Annotated in this window: 18 protein-coding genes; 9 read left to right on the top strand and 9 right to left on the bottom strand. The window is 67.8% G+C overall.

Going from position 1 to position 18,820, the window contains the following annotated elements; translation table 11 throughout:
* Positions 1 to 12: 12 nt before the first annotated feature.
* From U1F38_RS00515 to radA, 8 genes are all read right to left on the bottom strand, one after another.
* Complete coding sequence (locus tag U1F38_RS00515) at positions 13 to 441, bottom strand: glycerate kinase (protein ID WP_409985097.1); 429 nt, start codon at positions 439 to 441, stop codon at positions 13 to 15.
* Between the two features lie 116 nt (positions 442 to 557).
* On the bottom strand, positions 558 to 1,523 hold the full coding sequence (gene proX, locus U1F38_RS00510) for a glycine betaine/L-proline ABC transporter substrate-binding protein ProX (RefSeq protein ID WP_409985775.1): 966 nt from the start codon (positions 1,521 to 1,523) through the stop codon (positions 558 to 560).
* A 92-nt stretch (positions 1,524 to 1,615) separates the two neighbouring features.
* Positions 1,616 to 2,869 carry a glycine betaine/L-proline ABC transporter permease ProW gene (gene proW, locus U1F38_RS00505; RefSeq protein ID WP_409985096.1) on the bottom strand — a complete coding sequence of 418 codons (1,254 nt, stop codon included), beginning with the start codon at positions 2,867 to 2,869 and terminating at the stop codon, positions 1,616 to 1,618.
* 20 nt (positions 2,870 to 2,889) lie between these two features.
* Positions 2,890 to 4,131, bottom strand: coding sequence for a glycine betaine/L-proline ABC transporter ATP-binding protein ProV (gene proV, locus U1F38_RS00500; protein WP_409985095.1), 1,242 nt, complete (start codon positions 4,129 to 4,131; stop codon positions 2,890 to 2,892).
* A gap of 364 nt (positions 4,132 to 4,495) precedes the next feature.
* Positions 4,496 to 6,127 (bottom strand): SpoVR family protein, encoded by a 1,632-nt coding sequence (locus U1F38_RS00495; protein WP_409985094.1) that lies wholly within the window; start codon positions 6,125 to 6,127, stop codon positions 4,496 to 4,498.
* The gene (locus U1F38_RS00490) at positions 6,124 to 7,392 is read right to left on the bottom strand and encodes a YeaH/YhbH family protein (RefSeq protein WP_409985093.1); all 1,269 of its coding nucleotides are present in this window, start codon (positions 7,390 to 7,392) and stop codon (positions 6,124 to 6,126) included. Before U1F38_RS00490 ends, U1F38_RS00495 begins: the two co-directional genes overlap by 4 nt.
* Positions 7,393 to 7,571: 179 nt before the next feature.
* Positions 7,572 to 9,494, bottom strand: coding sequence for a PrkA family serine protein kinase (locus tag U1F38_RS00485; RefSeq protein ID WP_409985092.1), 1,923 nt, complete (start codon positions 9,492 to 9,494; stop codon positions 7,572 to 7,574).
* Between the two features lie 228 nt (positions 9,495 to 9,722).
* Positions 9,723 to 11,114, bottom strand: coding sequence for a DNA repair protein RadA (gene radA / locus U1F38_RS00480; RefSeq protein ID WP_409985091.1), 1,392 nt, complete (start codon positions 11,112 to 11,114; stop codon positions 9,723 to 9,725).
* Between the two features lie 80 nt (positions 11,115 to 11,194).
* Here radA and murI point away from each other — a divergent pair, with 80 nt between their 5' ends.
* Positions 11,195 to 12,103, top strand: a complete 909-nt coding sequence (gene murI, locus U1F38_RS00475; RefSeq protein WP_409985090.1) for a glutamate racemase — start codon at positions 11,195 to 11,197, stop codon at positions 12,101 to 12,103.
* Here the strand turns inward: murI and U1F38_RS00470 are convergent.
* Complete coding sequence (locus U1F38_RS00470) at positions 12,072 to 13,118, bottom strand: NAD(P)H-dependent flavin oxidoreductase (RefSeq protein ID WP_409985089.1); 1,047 nt, start codon at positions 13,116 to 13,118, stop codon at positions 12,072 to 12,074. The two genes, murI and U1F38_RS00470, sit on opposite strands and share 32 nt — an antisense overlap.
* Positions 13,119 to 13,171: 53 nt before the next feature.
* On the opposite strand from U1F38_RS00470, the gene hpaR reads away from it, so the two are divergent.
* From hpaR to U1F38_RS00430, 8 genes are read left to right on the top strand one after another with little or no spacing between them, the layout of a single operon-like run.
* On the top strand, positions 13,172 to 13,657 hold the full coding sequence (hpaR, locus tag U1F38_RS00465) for a homoprotocatechuate degradation operon regulator HpaR (RefSeq protein WP_409985088.1): 486 nt from the start codon (positions 13,172 to 13,174) through the stop codon (positions 13,655 to 13,657).
* A complete protein-coding gene (locus tag U1F38_RS00460) occupies positions 13,654 to 14,442 on the top strand; it encodes a fumarylacetoacetate hydrolase family protein (RefSeq protein ID WP_409985087.1) in 789 nt (262 codons plus the stop codon). Before hpaR ends, U1F38_RS00460 begins: the two co-directional genes overlap by 4 nt.
* Positions 14,439 to 15,230: a fumarylacetoacetate hydrolase family protein gene (locus U1F38_RS00455; protein WP_409985086.1), complete on the top strand. Its 792-nt coding sequence runs from the start codon at positions 14,439 to 14,441 to the stop codon at positions 15,228 to 15,230. Before U1F38_RS00460 ends, U1F38_RS00455 begins: the two co-directional genes overlap by 4 nt.
* Positions 15,231 to 15,242: 12 nt before the next feature.
* Positions 15,243 to 16,712 carry a 5-carboxymethyl-2-hydroxymuconate semialdehyde dehydrogenase gene (gene hpaE, locus U1F38_RS00450; protein WP_409985085.1) on the top strand — a complete coding sequence of 490 codons (1,470 nt, stop codon included), beginning with the start codon at positions 15,243 to 15,245 and terminating at the stop codon, positions 16,710 to 16,712.
* A 58-nt stretch (positions 16,713 to 16,770) separates the two neighbouring features.
* The gene (locus U1F38_RS00445) at positions 16,771 to 17,013 is read left to right on the top strand and encodes a hypothetical protein (RefSeq protein WP_409985084.1); all 243 of its coding nucleotides are present in this window, start codon (positions 16,771 to 16,773) and stop codon (positions 17,011 to 17,013) included.
* Complete coding sequence (locus tag U1F38_RS00440) at positions 17,010 to 17,405, top strand: type II toxin-antitoxin system VapC family toxin (protein WP_409985083.1); 396 nt, start codon at positions 17,010 to 17,012, stop codon at positions 17,403 to 17,405. The genes U1F38_RS00445 and U1F38_RS00440 overlap by 4 nt, the downstream gene beginning before the upstream one ends.
* Before the next feature lie 24 nt (positions 17,406 to 17,429).
* Positions 17,430 to 18,353, top strand: a complete 924-nt coding sequence (gene hpaD / locus U1F38_RS00435) for a 3,4-dihydroxyphenylacetate 2,3-dioxygenase (RefSeq protein ID WP_409985082.1) — start codon at positions 17,430 to 17,432, stop codon at positions 18,351 to 18,353.
* A 7-nt stretch (positions 18,354 to 18,360) separates the two neighbouring features.
* Positions 18,361 to 18,819: a 5-carboxymethyl-2-hydroxymuconate isomerase gene (locus U1F38_RS00430; protein ID WP_409985081.1), complete on the top strand. Its 459-nt coding sequence runs from the start codon at positions 18,361 to 18,363 to the stop codon at positions 18,817 to 18,819.
* The last annotated feature ends 1 nt before the right edge of the window (position 18,820 follow it).

The following is an 18,820-nucleotide window of genomic DNA, read 5'->3' as shown; positions in this document are numbered from 1 at the left end:
GAAACCGCCATTTTAAGCGGCGGGATCGTCCGCCCGGGCCGGCTCACCGGCTTGCTCGGGACGCTCCAGTTGCCAATGGGTCAGTCGCCCCCCCTTGAATTCGGCCATCACCTGCGAGCCGCCCGCGTCGCGCCAGCGGTAGGTTTCGGGGTCGGCGCCAGGCTCGGTCAGGCGCTCGCCCAGCGCGCGGGTCAGCGCCAGCACCTTGAGCAGCGGCTGGCCGGCCTGGAGCTTGGCGTTGAGCATGACCGCGCTGCCCACGTAACCCACGGGCCGGTCGGCCGCGCGCTTCATCACCGTGACGATCTGGTTGTAGTACAGCAGTGCCCACAGCACCAAGGCGCTGCCCAGCAGGGCCAGCCCGGGCCAGCCGCCTGCGCGCCAGGCGCCGGCGCCCAGGGCCACGGCAAACAGGATGGCAAGGATGCGTCGCCAGGTCATGCCGGTATTGTCGCCGGCAGGCGGGCGCGATCGAGAAACTATCAAAAAAAATAGCTGGTTGCGCTTTCTGTACAAGCGTAACCAGCCAATTGCATTTTTGTTTTCTGGCTGCGGGCTTACTGGGCGGCTGCCTTGGCGTCGGCAATCCACTGGTCAAAGGTCTGCTGGTGCGCCTTGATCCAACCGTTCACGTGGCGCTCGATGTCGGCGGGCTTGTTGGCGCCGTCGTGCATGGCCTTGTTCTGCGCGTTGATGTCGGCCACGGGCAGCTTCATTTCCGAGAACAGCTTTTTCGCGTCAGGGTGTGCGTCCACGAAGGCCTTGTTGGCCAGAATGCGTTGCGTGTTCACCACGAAGCCGTAGTTCTGGCCATTCGGCAGCTTGGTGTCGATGCCCTTTTGCTCGCCGGGCAGCGAGGAGAACGGGACCTGCAGCCACGTCACGTCCTTGCCCGGCACCAGCACGTTGCTGACCCAGTAGGGCGTCCACGTGTAATAGAAGATCGGCTTGCCCTCCTTGTAGCGGGTGATGGTGTCGGCGATCAGCGCCGAGTAGTTGCCCTGCACGTGGCTGACCGAGTCGCGCAGCTTGTAGGCGTCCAGCTGATGCTCGATCACCGCTTCACAGCCCCAGCCGGGGTTGCAGCCGGTCAGGTCGGCCTTGCCATCGCCGTTGGTGTCGAACAGCGTGGCGATCTTGGGGTCCTTCATCTGCTCGATGTTGGTGATCTTGTACTGGTCGGCCGTCTTCTTGTCGATCAGATATCCCTGCAGCGCGCCGGTGGAATATGCGTTGTCGCGCCACAGCTTGGCATCGCCGCCCGAGTTCTTGAAGTAGTCGGCGTGCAGCGGGTCCCAGTGGTCGGCCAGGAAGGTGGCGTCCCCGTTGGCAATGGCCAGATGGGCGGCGGGGTAGTCCACCTCCTTGATCGGCTTGACGTCGTAGCCGAGCTTTTCCAGCGCCTTCATCACGATCCGGGTCTGGAAGGTTTCCTCGGCGATGGTGCTTTTCAGCGGTTGCACCGCAACGCCCTGTCCGGGCAGGTCGGCGGCCAGCGCGGGCACCGCGGCAGCCATCAGCATCAGGACGCCGGCCAGCAGGGCGCGCAGCGGGCGGGTTGGCAATGGGGTCTTCATCGAGGTTCTCCTTTCGGGACGTTGAAAAATCCAGACGTTCAGCCGGCGCGCGTGAGGGCCGCGTTGGCGTTCCGCGCTTGCGGCGCTTGTGGTGTGCCCGGTGCCGACGACATGCCGCCGTGCGCGGGCGCATCGGAGCGCCGTTGCAACAGACGCGAGGCCAGGCCCACCGGACCGCGCCGGTACCAGCGCTGGCGCTGGTCGCGCCGCGGCTGACCCAGCGCCTGCGTGACGCGGTCGAGCACGATGGCCAGGATCACGATGCCCAGGCCACCCACCGCGGCCAGGCCCATGTCCAGCCGGCCGATGCCGCGCAGCACCATCAGGCCCAGGCCACCCACGGCGATCATCGAGGCGATCACCACCATCGACAGGCTCAGCATCAGCGTCTGGTTGATGCCGGCCATGATCGAGGGCATGGCCAGCGGCAGTTGCACCTTGGTGAGCAACTGCCAGGGCGACGCGCCATAGGCGCGCGCCGCCTCGACCAGGTCGGGCCGCACCTGGCGGATGCCCAGGTTCGTGAGCCGTACCAGCGGCGGCAGCGCGAAGATGATGGTGACGATCACGCCCGGCACGTTGCCGATGCCGAACAGCATGACGACGGGCACCAGGTAGACGAAGGCCGGCGTGGTTTGCATGGCGTCCAGCACGGGGCGCACCCACTTGTGCGCACGCTCGCTGCGCGCCAGCCAGATGCCCAGCGGTATCCCGATGACGACGCAAAACAGCAGCGAAGTCAGCACCAGCGACAGCGTGACCATGGCTTCGCTCCAGATGCCCAGCATGGCGACCACGGCGAGCGAGACCAGCGTGGCCACGCCCAGCACGCCGCCGGCCAGCTGCCAGGCCAGCAGCGCCAGGATGGCGATCATCACCAGCGTGGGAGGAAACACCAACGCGGCCTCGACGCCGCCCAGCAGCGCATCGACCGGGCCGCGCAGCGCATGGAAGATCGGCCGAAAGTGCAGCACCACCCAGTCCAGGCCCTGGTTGATCCAGTCCTGTACCGGCAAGCTGCCATCCCACAACCGATGGAGTTGAAACCCCCCGTCCTGCAGCCCGGCCGCCGGGGCGTCCGCGCCCGCGGACAGGAAGTCGCCGGAAGGCGTGGCGCCTGCCTCCAGCCAGGCGTCGCTGCCGCTGGGCGGAGGGGGCGTGTCATAGGGATTGGCGGCATCGGCCAGAGCGGCAGGGCCGCCCTGGGGGTCGGTGATGGCACTGGCCGCCGTGTTGTCGGACGCCGGCGCAGCGGCACTCCATGGGTCGGTATCCGGGGTGTTTTCGTTCATGGGAAATCTCGTTGATCGGATCACGCAGCGGCGGGCGCCGGTTCGGGCAGCGGGTTGCCATGCGGGTCGGTGGCAGGGTCCAGGAACTTCAGCAGCGTGGTGCGGCTGATGGCCCCCAGAAAGCGTCCCTGGGCGCCCGTCACCGGCAGCGGGCACGGGCTGTCCACCAACAGGCCGTAGAGCTGGCTGATCGGCGTGTCCTCCGCCACGGCGGCGACGCCGGACACGAAGGCATGGCTCAGCCCCAGCGGCCCTTCGTGGCCCTTGAGCGCGCGGCCCAGGGAATCGGCCGACACGGCGCCCAGATAGCGATGGTCGGGGCTGACCACGTACGCCCATTCGCGGTCGTGCTGCTGCAGGCGCTTGAGCGCCGGGCGGCAGCCGCGCGTGGCGCTCTCGGACACCTCCACCTGCGTCTTGCGCGCGATGTCGCCGGCCTTGAACACCGCTGCGGCATCGACGCCGCGCACGAAGTTGCGCACGTAGGCGTCGGCCGGCGCGCGCAGGATCTCCTCGGGCGTGCCGACCTGCACCACCTGGCCGTCCTTCATGATGGCGATGCGGTCGCCGATGCGCATGGCCTCGTCCAGGTCGTGCGAGATGAAAACGATGGTGCGGCGCTTTTCCAGTTGCAGGCGCAGCAGCTCGTCCTGCATGTCGGTGCGGATGATCGGGTCGAGCGCCGAGAAGGCCTCGTCCATCAGCAGGATGGCGGGATCGGCCGCCAACGCCCGGGCCAGGCCCACGCGCTGCTGCATGCCGCCCGAGAGCTCGTCGGGATAGGACCGGGCCCACACGTCCAGGCCCACCTGCGCCAGCGCGGCCTCGGCCTGCGGCAGGCGCACCGCCTTGTCCACGCCGGCCAGCTCCAGCCCGAAGGCGACGTTGTCCAGCACCGTCAGGTGTGGCAGCAGCGCAAAGGACTGAAAGACCATGCTGATGTCCTTGCGCCGAAATTCGCGCAGGCGGGCATCGTTGAAGTCGTTGATGTTCTCGCCCTCGACCAGGATGCGGCCGGCCGTGGGCTCGATCAGGCGGTTGAGCAGGCGCACCAGGGTGGACTTGCCCGAGCCCGACAGGCCCATGACGACGAAGATCTCGCCGGCCTCGATGGTGAAACTGGCGTCGAACACGCCGATCGACTGGCCCGTCTGCTCGACGATTTCGGTCTTGGTGCGACCCTGGCGCGCCAGCGCCAGGGCCTGCTCCGGGTTGTCCCCGAAGACTTTGAAGACGTTTTCGATGCGAATGGTCTTGGCCATGCAATTCCACTGGTTGACGCACCCGCGCAAAAGCGTTCGGCCCAACGGGGACGGACGCCGCACGCGGAAGCGGGGCAATCGAGTTGAAAGGGGCCGGGAGCGGCGCGTGCGGCCGTCAAGCGACTCCAAGGCGGGCGATGTGAAGCGCGCGATGGCTCCAGCAAGTCCTTGGTGCCTTCGGCTTGCCGAACAGGTGTCGGCAAGAAACCGGGGGCGGCGTTTTGGCGGCGAGCGCCAGAACGTTCGGCGGCAATCCCAGGTTGGGCGCCGGCGAATCACAGCATTATACGTTATAATATATGAAAGTCAAGGCGAATCGACGCGTTTTGATATGAATGCGCCGCCTGGAGCTGCGGCCCCGACCTCAGCCGCCGGCGGGCGCCGGCACGCTGTGCAGCAGCAATGGCGGCTCGCCCTCGCCGCCCACGCTTTCAAGCTGCACGCCAAAGCCCCACAGGCGCGCCACGTGCTTGAGCACCTCCAGCGCATCGTCGGCCAGCGGACGGCCCTGGTACTGGGTGTGGCGCAGCGTCAGGCAGCGGTCGCCGCGCAGGTTCACGTTCCAGACCTGGATGTTGGGCTCGCGCACGCCCAGGTCGTATTGCTGCGACAGCGTCTGGCGCAGGGCGCGATAGCCGTCCTCGTCGTGGATGGCGCTGACCAGCAGTTCGCGTTCGCGCGGGTCGTCGTGGATGGCGAACAGGCGCAGCTCGCGCATCAGCCGCGGGCTCAGGTACTGGCCGATGAAGCTCTCGTCCTTGAAGTTCTGCATGGCATGGTGCAGCGCGGGCAGCCAGGGCGTGCCGGCCAGATCGGGGAACCAGCGCCGGTCTTCGTCGCCGGGGCTCTGGCAGATGCGCCGGATGTCGCGGTACATGGCAAAGCCCAGCGCGTAGGGGTTGACACCGCTGTAGGCGGGGTGCCCGGCCGGCGGCTGGTAGATCACGTTGGTGTGCGAGCCCAGCCACTCGATCATCACGCCGTCGGTCAGCCAGCCCTCGTCGTACATCGTGTTGAGCAGGGTGTGGTGCCAGAAGGTGGCCCAGCCCTCGTTCATCACCTGGGTCTGGCGCTGCGGGTAGAAGTACTGGGCGATCTTGCGCACGATGCGCACCAGCTCGCGCTGCCAGGGCTCCAGCAGCGGCGCGTTTTTCTCGATGAAGTAGAGGATGTTTTCCTCCGGCTCCTTCGGAAAGCGCTCGCTCTCGGGCGCCGCGCTGTCCTTGCCCGGTCGCGCGGGCAGGGTGCTCCACAGCACGTTGACCTGCTGCTGCACGTAGGCTTCGCGCTCCTCGCGTTCGGCGCGCTCGCGCGCCAGGCTTTTCTTGGAGGGGCGGTGGTAGCGGTCCACCCCCAGGTTGGCCAGCGCGTGGCACGAATCGAGCCACTGCTCGACGGTGTCCAGTCCGTGGCGCTCCTCGCACTGGGCCACGAAGTCGCGCGCGTAGATGAGGTAGTCGATGATGCTGCCCGCGTCGGTCCACATGCCGAACAGGTAGTTGCCCTTGAAGAAGCTGTTGTGCCCGTAGGCCGCGTGGGCGATCACCAGCGCCTGCATGGCGGTGGAGTTTTCCTCCATCAGGTAGCTGATGCAGGGGTTGGCGTTGATGACCATCTCGTAGGCCAGGCCCATCTGGCCGCGCCGGTAGCGCCGCTCGATGGCCAGAAACTCCTTGCCGAAGCTCCAGTGGCGGTAGCCCACCGGCATGCCCGTGCTGGCGTAGGCGTCCATCATCTGCTCGGCCGAAATCACCTCCAGCTGGTTGGGGTAGGTGTCCAGGCCATAGCGCTCGGCCGTGGCGGCAATGACGGCGTGGTAGCGCTCGATCAGCTCGAAGCTCCAGTCGCTCGGGTCCGGCAGGGGGTGCGTGGGGTGCTTGCCAGCCGGCAGGGGCGCGCGCGGCACACCGCGCGGGTGGCGCTCGCCGGGGGCGCCGGGCTTCCAGGGGTGGGCGCCCGCCCGGCGGGCCAGCACGGGGTAGCGCGAGGGGTTCATGCCTGCACCCCCTCCTTCCTGAACAGGTCGCGAAACACGGGGTAGATCTCGCCCGGCGCGGACACCATGCGCATGGCGAAGTGCGGAAACAGCGGCGGCAGCTGGCTGTAGGCGGCCCACAGGTCCTGCTCGTCGGGCGCCACCTGGACGTAGGCGAAGTAGCGCACCCGCGGCAGGATCTTGCCGGCCAGCAGACTGCGGCACAGGCTGCTGTCGTTGCTGAAGTTCTCGCCGTCGCTGGCCTGGGCGACATAGATGTTCCAGTCCTCCACCGGGTAGCGCGCCTGCATGATCTGGTCGAGCAGCACCAGGGCGCTGCTGACCACGGTACCGCCGCTCTCCTGGGAGTGGAAGAACGCCTCCTCGCCCACCTCGTCGGCCCGCGTGTGGTGGCGGATGAAGACGACGTCGATCTTCTCGTAGTGCCGCGTGAGAAACAGGTACAGCAGGATGAAAAAGCGCTTGGCCAGGTCCTTGCGCTGCTCGTCCATGGAGCCGGACACGTCCATCAGGCAGAACATCACGGCCTGGCTGCTGGGTATGGGCAGGCGCGTGCGATTGCGAAAGCGCAGGTCGATGGGGTCGAGAAACGCCACCTTGCGCAGGCGCGCCTGCAGCGCGTCGATGCGCGCCTGCAGCGCGGCGCGCGCGGCCTCGTCGGCGCCCTCGCCCTGCGCCAGCAACTCGTCCAGCTCGCCTTGCAGCGCCTCCAGTTCGCGCCCGGGCTGCTTGGTCAGGGCGATGCGCCGGCCCAGGGCGCCGCGCATGGTGCGCAGCACGGCCAGGTTGTGCGGTGTGCCGTCGTGGCTGTAGCCGGCCCGGCGCGTGCGAAACAAAGGGGTTTCGCCCAGGTGGGTGCGCAGCAGGCGCGGCAGGGCCAGGTCCTCGAAAAAGAGCTGCATGAACTCTTCCTTGGACAGGGTGAAGCTGAAGTCGTCTTCTCCCTCCCCGCTGTCGCTGGCCTGCGAGCCGGCGCCGCCGCCGCCCTCGGGCCGGGCAATGCGGTCGCCCCGCACGTGCTCGACGTTGCCCGGGTGCACGGTGTCGCGGATGCCGCCCGCGCCGTGGCGAAACACCGGCTCGCGGATGTCCCGGCGCGGGATGGTGATGGTCTCGGCCTGGTCGATGTGGCGAATGTCGCGCCTGGACACGGCCCGGCGCACGGCCTCGGCGATCTGATCTTTGTAGCGGCGCAAAAAGCGCTCGCGGTTGCCCACCGACTTGTTCTTGCCGGCGAGGCGGCGGTCGATGATGTGCAAGGCCATGTCAGTTGTTCCTGGCGCAGGGCGGCGTACACCGGCCATGAACCCCAAAGAGCCGAGCGGCCGCGGAGCAGGCCAGGCCAGCGATCGCCGTGGCCGGGGTCTCCCCGGTCACTGGCGATGCCCCCTCGAGGGGGGAGGCGAAACATCGCGAAGCGAGTGGAGACTGGGGGTGTTTCATTTCATGAACTTTTCCGCACGCGCAGGTACCACTCGCACAGCAGGCGCACCTGCTTGGACGTGTAGCCCTTGGCCTCCATGCGGGTGACGAAGTCCTCGTGCTTGCGCGCGTCCTCGGCGCTGGCCTTGGCGTTGAAGCTGATGACGGGCAGCAGCTCCTCGGTGTTGGAGAACATCTTCTTCTCGATCACCAGGCGCAGCTTCTCGTAGCTGGTCCAGCTCGGGTTCTTGCCCTGGTGGTTGGCGCGCGCGCGCAGCACGAAGTTGACGATCTCGTTGCGAAAGTCCTTGGGGTTGGCGATGCCCGCGGGCTTTTCGATCTTCTCCAGCTCGGCGTTGAGCGCGTTGCGGTCGAACACCTCGCCGGTATCGGTGTCGCGGAATTCGCTGTCCTGGATCCAGTAGTCGGCGTAGGTGACGTAGCGGTCGAAGATGTTCTGGCCGTACTCGCTGTAGCTCTCCAGGTACGCGGTCTGGATCTCCTTGCCGATGAACTCGGCGTAGCGCGGCGCCAGCTGCTCCTTGATGTAGCCGACGTACTTCTGTTCCTGCTCCTGCGGGAATTGCTCGCGCTCGATCTGCTGCTCGAGCACGTACATCAGGTGCACCGGGTTGGCAGCGATCTCCTGGCTGTCGAAGTTGAAGACCTTGGACAGGATCTTGTAGGCAAACCGCGTGCTGATGCCGCTCATGCCCTCGTCGACGCCGGCATAGTCGCGGTATTCCTGATAGCTCTTGGCGCGCGGATCGGTGTCCTTGAGGTTCTCGCCGTCGTAGACCTGCATCTTGGAGAACAGCGACGAGTTCTCGGGCTCCTTCAGCCGCGTCAGCACGGCGAACTGCGACATCATCTTGAGCGTGCCGGGCGCGCACACGGCGTGGGCCAGCGAGGATTCGCGGATCAGCTTCTCGTAGATCTTGACCTCTTCGCTGACGCGCAGGCAGTACGGCACCTTGACGATGTAGATGCGGTCCAGAAAGGCCTCGTTGTTGCGATTGTTGCGAAAGGCTTTCCATTCGCTCTCGTTGCTGTGCGCCAGCACGATGCCGTCGAATGGAATGGCGCCGAAGCCCTCCGTGCCCTTGTAGTTGCCTTCCTGCGTCGCAGTCAGCAGCGGGTGCAGCACCTTGATGGGGGCCTTGAACATCTCGACGAACTCCAGCAAGCCCTGGTTGGCCAGGCACAGGCCGCCCGAATAGCTGTAGGCGTCGGTGTCGTCCTGGGCAAAATTTTCCAGCTTGCGGATGTCCACCTTGCCCACCAGGCTGGAGATGTCCTGGTTGTTCTCGTCGCCCGGCTCGGTCTTGGCGATCGCCACCTGCTTGAGGATGCTGGGGTAGCGCTTGACGACGCGGAACTGGCGGATGTCGCCGCCATACTCCTCCAGGCGCTTGACGGCCCAGGGCGAGAGCACATGATTCAGGCAGCGCCGTGGAATGCCGAACTGATCCTCCAGCACCGGACCGTCCTCGGCCGCGTCGAACAGGCCCAGCGGCGATTCATTGACCGGCGAGCCCTTGAGCGCGTAGAACGGCACCTTCTGCACCAGGTATTTCAGGCGCTCGGCGATCGAACTTTTACCCCCGCCCACCGGGCCCAGCAGGTACAGGATCTGCTTGCGCTCTTCCAGCCCCTGGGCCGCGTGGCGGAAGAAGCTCACCACCTGGTCGATCGCCTCTTCCATGCCGTAGAACTCGGAAAAAGCGGGGTAGCGGCGAATGACCTTGTTGGCAAACAGGCGCGACAGGCGCGGGTCGTTGCGCGTGTCCACCATCTCGGGCTCGCCAATGGCCGCCAGCATGCGTTGGGCGGCGCTGGCGTAGGCCATGGGATCGCCCTGGCACAACGCGAGGTACTCGTCGATCGACAGTTCCTCTTCGCGCAGACGCGCGTGGCGCGCGACGGAGTTGCTGATGACATCCATATCAACTCTCCCGTTGCGGCCGGCTCGCACGTGAGTCGGGCCGCGAAGTTGCGGTGCCCGGGCTGCCGCACGTGGCTGATGCAGCGTCAGGCTTGCGCTTTGGACAGCATACGTCGGATGGGCGCGCGCTGCTGGCGTCACCCCGTCGATGTCATGGCTTCGGAGCGCCGCAGCCGCGCGCGCCATCGCCGCGCTGGCCCGCGTTCGATGTCGAATCGCGCCCTGGGTTCAATCCAATCCGCGCACGAGGGCGATGGCCTCGTCCACGCGCTCGACGGCGTGAATCGTGAGGCCTTCGAGCGCGCGGTCGGGCTTGCGCGGCGCGTTGGCCTTGGGCACCACGGCCACCGAAAAGCCCAGTTTGGCGGCTTCGCGCAGGCGCTCCTGCCCGCGCGGAGCGGGGCGCACCTCGCCCGCGAGGCCCACTTCGCCAAAGGCGATAAAGCCCTTGGGCAGCGGCTTGCCGCGCAGGCTGCTGGTGATGGCCAGCAGCACCGCCAGGTCGGCCGCGGGCTCGCTGATGCGCACGCCGCCCACGGCGTTGACGAACACGTCCTGGTCGCCCGTGGCCACGCCGCCATGGCGGTGCAGCACCGCCAGCAGCATGGCCAGGCGGTCGCGCTCCAGGCCCACCGACAGGCGCCGCGGGCTGATGCCGCCCGAGTCCACCAGCGCCTGAATTTCCACCAACATGGGCCGCGTGCCTTCCAGCGTCACCAGCACGCAACTGCCCGGCACGGGCTCGGCGTGTTGACTGAGGAAAATCGCGCTGGGGTTGCTCACGCCCTTCAGGCCCTGCTCGGTCATGGCAAACACGCCGATCTCGTTGACCGCGCCAAAGCGGTTCTTGATGGCGCGGATCAGGCGAAAGCTGCTGTGCGTGTCACCCTCGAAGTACAGCACCGTATCCACCATGTGCTCCAGCACGCGCGGGCCGGCCAGTTGCCCGTCCTTGGTCACGTGGCCCACCAGCACCAGCGCGCCACCGCCGGCCTTGGCCCAGCGCGTCAGGTGCGCCGCGCATTCGCGCACCTGCGCCACGCTGCCGGGGGCGCTGGTGAGCTGGTCGCTGTAGACGGTCTGGATCGAGTCGATCACCGCCACGGCGGGTTGCTGCGCGGCCAGCGTGGCCAGGATTTTCTCGAGCTGGATCTCGGCCAGCACCGGCACTTGCGAATCCGTCAAGCCCAGCCGCCGCGCGCGCAGCGCCACTTGCGCGCCGCTCTCCTCCCCCGTCACGTAGAGCGTTGGCTGGCCGGCCCGCTGCAGCGCATCCAGCGCCTGCAGCAGCAAGGTGGACTTGCCAATGCCCGGATCGCCACCGATCAGGGTCACGCCGCCGGCCACGATGCCGCCGCCCAGCACGCGGTCCAGCTCGGCCTGGCCGGTGGGCGTGCGCGCCACGTCCACAGCCTCGATGGCGGCCAGCGGCTGCACAGCGGCGCTGGGCGCCAGTGCCGAAAAGCGCGCACCCAGGCGGTTCTTGCCCGCGCCGGCGGCCGGCTCGGCCAGGGCTTCGGTCAGCGAGTTCCAGGCCCCGCAGGCCGGGCACTTGCCCAGCCAGCGCGCGCTGCTGGCGCCGCATTCGTTGCACACATAGATGGATTTCGGAGCGGCCATGCGTGGATCGTAGCCGCCCGTCGGATTCCTTCGGGCGATTCCTTCGGGCGGGCAGGAGGACAATGCCGATCCTTCAGTCCATGAACCCTTGTGCGTCCCAAGCCCCCATCGGCGTTTTCGACAGCGGCATCGGCGGCCTGAGCGTGTTGCGCGCGCTGCAGGCCGAGCTGCCGCACGAGCGCTTCGTCTATCTGGCCGACACTGGCCACGCGCCCTATGGAGAGCGGGGCGATGCCTTTGTCATCGCGCGGTCGCTGGCCATTGCCGGCTGGCTGTGTGGCGCGCAGGGCATCAAGGCCCTGGTGGTGGCCTGCAACACCGCCACGGCGGCGGCGGTGCACGCGCTGCGCCAGCAGCACCCCGGGTTGATCGTGGTGGGCGTGGAGCCCGCGCTCAAGCCCGCGGTGGCGGCCACGCGCACCGGCCGCATCGGCGTGATGGCCACGCGCGGCACGCTGGCCAGCGCCAAGTTCGCGCAGCTGCTGCAGTCCCTGCATGGGCAGGCGGACTTTGCGCTGCAAGCCTGCGACGGCCTGGCCGACGCCATCGAGCAGGCGGCGGCCCCGGGACCGGCTGCGGATGACAGCCAGAGTGCTCTGAAAATAGAAGCGCTTTGCGCCCGTTACACAAGCGCCATGGGCCCATTTGGCACGCAAGCGGGGGCAGTGGACACGCTGGTGCTGGGCTGCACGCACTACGTGTTCGCGCGAGACGTGCTGCGCCGCCTGGTGGGGCCCGGCGTGCAATTGGTCGACACCGGCGCCCCCGTGGCGCGCCACACGCGCCGCCGGCTGGCCCAGGCCGGCCTGCTGGCGCCGGGCGACGGACCGGGCGCGCTGCGCCTGTTCAGCACGGGCGATCCGGCCCGCCTGCACGCCGCCGCCGCGCGCTGGTTGCAGGCGGGCGTGGACGCGGCCGAAGCGGTGGCGCTGCCGACCGGCGACAGCCCGGGCTGCGTCAGTCCCAACCCAGACCAAGCGCCCGCGTGATCTCGGCCGCGGGCGCGCTGCGGCAGCCGCTGGCGTTCTGGCCGCACCAGAAGTGGGTGAAGTCCAGGCAGCCCTGCTTTTCGGCCTGCGTGCGCAGATACGACATGGCGGCCGTGGCCAGCGGAAAGGCCGAGGGCGCGCGGCTCATCGGCCCCAGCTCGCGCATCACGCGGTTGACGATGCCGCGCGCGGGCCGGCCGGTGATCAGGTTGGTGATGACGGTGTGCCGCGCGGCCTCGCTTTGCAGCGCGGCGCGATGGGCGGCGGTGGTCAGCGCCTCGTCGGCGCACAGATAGGCCGTGCCCACCTGCACGCCGGCGGCGCCCAGCGCCCGCGCGGCGCGCACGCCGGCCGCGCTGGCGATGCCGCCGGCGGCGATGACGGGCACGCGCACCGCCGCCACCACCTGCGGCAGCAGCGCGAAGCTGCCCATCTGCTCGCTCAAATCATCACTGAGGAAGTGGCCTCGATGCCCGCCCGCCTCCAGCCCCTGGGCGATGATGGCGTCGGCGCCGTGCTCCTCAAGCCATAGCGCCTCGCGCACGGTGGTGGCCGACGACAGCACGAAAGCGCCCCAGGATTTGACGCGCGCCAGCAGCGCCGGCGCGGGCAGGCCGTAGTGAAAGCTGACCACTGGCGGCTTGAATTCGGCCATCAGCTCGGCCGCATCGGCGCTGAAGGGGGCGCGGCCCGGGCCGGTTGGCACCGCGTCGATGTCCAGGCCGAACTCGTCGAAATAGGGCTTGAGTGCCGCGCGCCAGGCGGCTTCGCGCGCGGCGTCGGGCACGGGCGGCGTGTGGCAAAACCAGTTGACGTTGTAGGGCAGGCCGCTGGCGGCCATCACGGCCAGTTCGCGTCGCAGCGCATCGGGCGCCAGCATGGCACAGGGCAGCGCACCCAGGGCGCCGGCGCCGCTGACGGCCAGCGCCATGGCGCTGGCCTGCGCACCGGCCATGGGCGCTTGCAACAGGGGCCAGCGCAGGCCCAGGCGGTCTTGAAGCGGGGATGAGGACATACCCTGATTGTGCGTGGCTTGCGTTGCAGGCAGAAATTTAATATATTAAATAAATGCCGCGCGCCATCCCCTTCGCCCACCGCAACCTGCCCCTGCTGCTGCTGAAGGCGCGCGAGGCGCTGATGCAGCACCGTCGGCCGGCCTTGCGCGCGCACGGCCTGTCGGATCAGCAGTGGCGCGTGCTGCGCGTGCTGCGCGAGCATGCCGACGATGGGCTGGAAACCGGCCTGCTGGCCGAGCGCGCCTACATCCTGGGCCCCAGCCTGACGGGCATGCTGGCGCGCATGGAGCGCGATGGCCTGGTCACGCGCCAGCGCAGCGCCGAGGACGCGCGGCGCAGCCTGGTGCGGGCGACGCGCCAAGGGCGTGCGCTGGCCGACGAGCTGTCGGCCTCGATCGAGGCGCAGTACGAGGATCTGGCCGGGCACCTGGGTCGCGCCCGGCTGACGCAGCTGTATGGCCTGCTGGACGAGTTGATCGCGCTGCCGCCGCATGAGGACGTGCCCACGCAGAGCGAAGAACTGGAGAGCGTGCGATGAGTTTCGATCTGCCCTGGCTGCCAGGCGGCACCGTGTACGGAACACTGCTGAACTTTCGGCGCGAGTTCGACCTGTGGGCGCCGAAGATGGCCCAGGCGCCCTACCAGGCCGCGCCCAAGGCGCCGGTGCTGTACGTCAAGACGGCCAATACCTTTGCGCCGCGCGGCGCGGCGGTGCCGGTGCCGGGCGAGGTGGAGATCGGCGCCACGCTGGGGTTGGTCATCGGCAGTTTCGAATCAAATGAGGCTGTGGCGAGCGCCAGTCAAGCGCAAAGCGCTATCAATCATGAAGTCGATGTCCTGGCCCGCGTGGCCGGTTGCGTGCTGATCGACGACCTGAGCCTGCCGCACGCCAGTTACTACCGCCCGGCCATTCGCTGGCGCAACCGCGACGGCTTTCTGGTCTGCGCGCCGGCCGTGACGCCGCTGCGCGAAATCGATATCAAGGCGCTGAAGATCGAGGTGCGCGTGAATGGCGCATGGGTGCAGACGGTGGATTTGTCCACCCTGATGCGCGATGCCGCCACCCTGCTGGCCGACGTGAGTGCCTTCATGACCCTGCAGCCCGGCGACGTGCTGCTGCTGGGCACCGACTGCCTGGCCGATGGCACGCGCCCGCGCGCGCGGGCGGGCGATCGCGTCGAAATCAGCGCGCCGGGTCTGGCCACTTTGACCCATACGCTCGCTGCGGAGGTGAGCGCCGTCAGGCCGCCCCAAGGCGCGAAGGCCCCCTCGGGGGGCAGCGCAGACACGCCAGTGCGGAGCGTGGGGGCCTATTCATCATGAAACTTGCCCGCATCGCCTGGGCCGGCGCGGTCCATGAGGCCATCGAGAGCGACGGTCAGCTCGAACTGCGCACGCCCGCCTTCAGGGGCCGACGCCTGTCCTTCGACGAAGTCGTGTGGCTTCCGCCGCTGGCGCCCGTGCCGCGCGCGCGCACGGTGTTGGCGCTGGGCCTGAACTACGCCGACCACGCGCGCGAGCTGGCCTTCAAGCCGCCCGAGGAGCCGCTGGCCTTTGCCAAGGGCGCCGCCTCGCTGATCGGCCACCGCGCCTTCACCGTGCGGCCCGACGGCGTGCAGAACATGCACTACGAATGCGAGCTGGCGGTGGTGATCGGCCGCGAAGCGAAGAACGTGAAAAAGGGCGATGCCCACGACTTTGTCGGCGGCTACAGCGTGGCCAACGACTACGCCATCCGCGACTATCTGGAGAACTGGTATCGGCCGAATCTGCGCGTGAAGAACCGCGACACCTGCACGCCCATCGGCCCCTGGCTGGTGGATGCGGCGGACGTGCCCAACCCGATGAACCTGCGCCTGACGACCCACGTCAACGGCGTGCTGACGCAGCAGGGCACCACGGCCGACATGGTGTTTGACGTGGCCACGCTGATCGAATACTTCAGCAGCTTCATGACGTTGTACCCGGGCGATGTGATCCTGACCGGCACGCCCGATGGCGTGGTGGATTGCCCGGTGGGCTCGGTGGTGGTCTGCGAGATTGAAGGCATCGGCGCCTTGCAGAACACCCTTGTTTCTGAATCAAATCGGACTCCATCGCCCACCAGATAAGTGCAAGCAGCTATGAAAATTGATCACCTCATCAACGGCAAACCCGTTGCCGGCCGCGACTACTTCGAGACCATCAATCCCGCCACGCAAGGCGTGCTGGCCGAAGTTGCGTCCGGTGGCGAGGCCGAGGTGCACGCGGCCGTGGCGGCAGCCAAGGCGGCCTTCCCCAAATGGGCCGGCCTGCCCGCCACCGAGCGTGCCAAAAAAATGCGCGCCCTGGGCCAGTTGATCGCCCAGCACGTGCCCGAGCTCGCGCGCACCGAGACCGACGACACCGGCCAGGTGATCGCGCAGACCGGCAAGGGCCTGATCCCGCGCGCAGCCGACAACTTCGACTACTTTGCCGAGATGTGCGTGCGCGTGGACGGCCACACCTATCCCACGCCCACGCACCTGAACTACACGCTGTTCCACCCCGTCGGCGTGTGCGCGCTGATCAGCCCGTGGAACGTGCCCTTCATGACGGCAACGTGGAAGGTGGCGCCCTGCCTGGCCTTTGGCAACACGGCGGTGCTGAAGATGAGCGAGCTCAGTCCGCTGACCGCCGCGCGCCTGGGCGAGCTGGCGCTGGAGGCGGGCATCCCGGCCGGCGTGCTGAACATCGTGCACGGCTTTGGCAAGGAGGCGGGCGAGCCGCTGTGCGCCCACCCCGACGTGCGCGCCATCAGCTTCACCGGCTCCACCGCCACCGGCAACCGCATCGTCCGGGCGGCGGGCCTGAAGAAGTTCAGCATGGAGCTGGGCGGCAAAAGCCCGTTCGTGGTCTTCGACGACGCCGACCTGGAGCGCGCGCTCGACGCCGCCGTGTTCATGATCTTTTCCAACAACGGCGAGCGCTGCACCGCGGGCAGCCGCATCCTGGTGCAGCAGAGCATCTATGCCGACTTCGCGGCGAGGTTCACCGAGCGCGCGAAGAAGATCACCGTGGGTGACCCGCAGGATAAAAAGACCATCGTCGGCCCGATGATCTCGCCGGCCCACCTGGCCAAGGTGCGCCACTACATCGAACTGGGGCCCAGGGAGGGCGCGCAGATGCTGTGCGGCGGCATCGACCGCCCGGCCTATGCACCCGAGCTGGCCGCGCACGTCAAGCAGGGCAACTTCGTCTGGCCCACGGTGTTTGCCGACGTGGACAACCGCATGCAGATCGCGCAGGAAGAAATCTTCGGCCCCGTCGCCTGCCTGATCCCGTTCAAGGACGAGGCGTACGCTATCGCGCTGGCCAACGACATCCAGTACGGCCTGTCCAGCTACGTGTGGAGCGAGAACATCGGCCGCGCCCACCGCGTGGCCGCCGCCATCGAGGCGGGCATGTGCTTTGTCAACAGCCAGAACGTGCGCGATCTGCGCCAGCCCTTTGGCGGCACCAAGGCGTCGGGCACGGGGCGCGAGGGCGGCACCTGGAGCTACGAGGTTTTTCTGGAGCCCAAGAACGTCGCGGTGTCGATGGGCTCGCATCACATTCCGCATTGGGGTGTATGACAAACCTGAAATATCGACATACAATCAAATTTCTTTGTATGTCAATTCTGGAGTTCGCATGCTGACACTTCGACTGCCCAAAGCCCTGGAAGCCGAATTTCTCGACTACTGCGCGCGCCATCGACTGAGCAAGACCGAGGCGGGCCTGACGGCTCTGCGCAAGCTGTTGATTGCCGAGAAGGCGCCGCTGCCCATCCCGGAGGACGACCCGCTCGCCAAGTGGATCGGCGTCATCAAGGAAGGCCCGAGCACCGACGAGTGGATGCGCACCACGCGCGGCGATGACTGGAATCGCCCGTGATCCTGGTGGACACCAACGTTCTGCTGGACATTTTCAAGCGCGACCCGGTGTGGATGCCGTGGTCTGCGCAACACCTGCGCCTTGGCCAGACGCGCGGGCTGGCCATCAACATCGTGGTCTACGCAGAGCTGGCGGGGTATCCGGGACTTGACTTCGATCTGGATGCTTTCCTGAGCGAGCAATCCATTTCCATGCCCGACATCAGTCGCGCCGCTGCGCGAGAAGCCGCGCTGGCCTTCAGGCAGTACCGTCAGCGTGGTGGCGCACGCACGGGGGTGTTGCCTGATTTCTTCATCGGCGCGCAGGCGCTGGTCGATGGCTGCACGCTGCTGACGCGGGACGCGGGGCGCTATCGCAGCTATTTCCCGGGGCTGGATCTGGTTTGCCCCTGAACCCAGCACAGAAGGAGCCATGAGATGGGAACCCTCGCCCTCGCCGCCAAGATCACCCACGTGCCCAGCATGTACCTGAGCGAGCTGCCCGGCAATCGCCAGGGCACGCGCCAGGACGCCATCGACGGCCACCGCGAGATCGGCCGGCGCTGCCGCGAACTGGGGGTGGACACGCTGGTGGTGTTCGACACCCACTGGCTGGTCAACGCCGGCTACCACCTCAACTGCGCGCCACGCTGGGCCGGCACCTACACCAGCAACGAGCTGCCGCACTTCATCAGCAACATGGCCTACGCGTTCAACGGCAATCCCGGGCTGGGGCGGCTGCTGGCCCAGGCCTGCAACGCGCAGGGCGTGCAGACGCTGGCACACGACGCCACCACGCTGCAGCCCGAATACGGCACGCTGGTGCCCATGCGTTACATGAACGCGGACGAGCACTTTCGGGTGGTGTCGGTGTCGGCGCTGTGCACCAGCCACTACCTGAACGACAGCGCGCGCCTGGGCTGGGCCATGCGCGAGGCGGTTGAAAAGCACTACGACGGCACCGTCGCCTTTTTTGCCAGCGGCTCACTGTCGCACCGCTTTGCGCAAAACGGCCTGGCGCCCGAATACGCGTTCAAGATCTGGAGCCCGTTCCTGGGGCGGCTGGATCACCAGGTGGTCGAGATGTGGAAGAGCGGCGAGTGGAGCGACTTCTGCGCCATGCTGCCCGAGTACGCCAGCAAGGGCCATGGCGAAGGCTTCATGCACGACACCGCCATGCTGCTGGGCGCCCTGGGCTGGTCGGCCTACGACGGCCGCGCCGAGGTCGTCACGCCCTACTTCGCCGCCTCGGGCACGGGGCAGATCAATGCGGTGTTTCCCGTCACGCCACAAGATGGCACGGCGGTGCCGCCGCCCGAGGCCTCGCGCGCCGCGGGCTTCAAGTCAAGCGCGCGACTGTGAGGACCCCATGCCCCATCTGGTGATTCTTTACTCCGGCAATCTCGACGCCATCGTGGACATGCCTGCCTTGTGCCGCGAGGCGGCTGACGCCATGCTCGCCGTGCGCGACGAGGTGGAGGCGCAGGTCTTTCCCAGCGGCGGCACGCGCGTGCTGGCCTACCCGGCGCCGCACTTCGCCCTGGCCGACGGCGGCGCGGCCGGCCGCGCGGCGGGTGCTGGCAAGACGGGCATCAGCGGCCCCGACCCGGGCGAATACGCCTTCATGTACGCCAGCCTGCGCATGGCGCGCGGGCGCAGCGCGGCGGTGCAGCAGCGCGCGGGCGAGGCGGTAACGAAGGCGCTGCGCGCACGGCTCGATCCGCTGATGGCCACGCGCCACATCGGCCTGACGGTGCAGGTGGACGAGGGCGCGGAGGTGTTCGATGCCAAGCACAGCACGCTGCACCCGCTGTTTCGCAAGCCCTGAT

This window comes from Ottowia sp. (genome assembly GCF_046348305.1).
Classification (GTDB): Bacteria; Pseudomonadota; Gammaproteobacteria; order Burkholderiales; family Burkholderiaceae_C; genus Ottowia.
The sequence above is the reverse complement of the archived record's forward strand: the minus strand, read 5'-3'. Positions and strand labels throughout refer to the sequence as shown.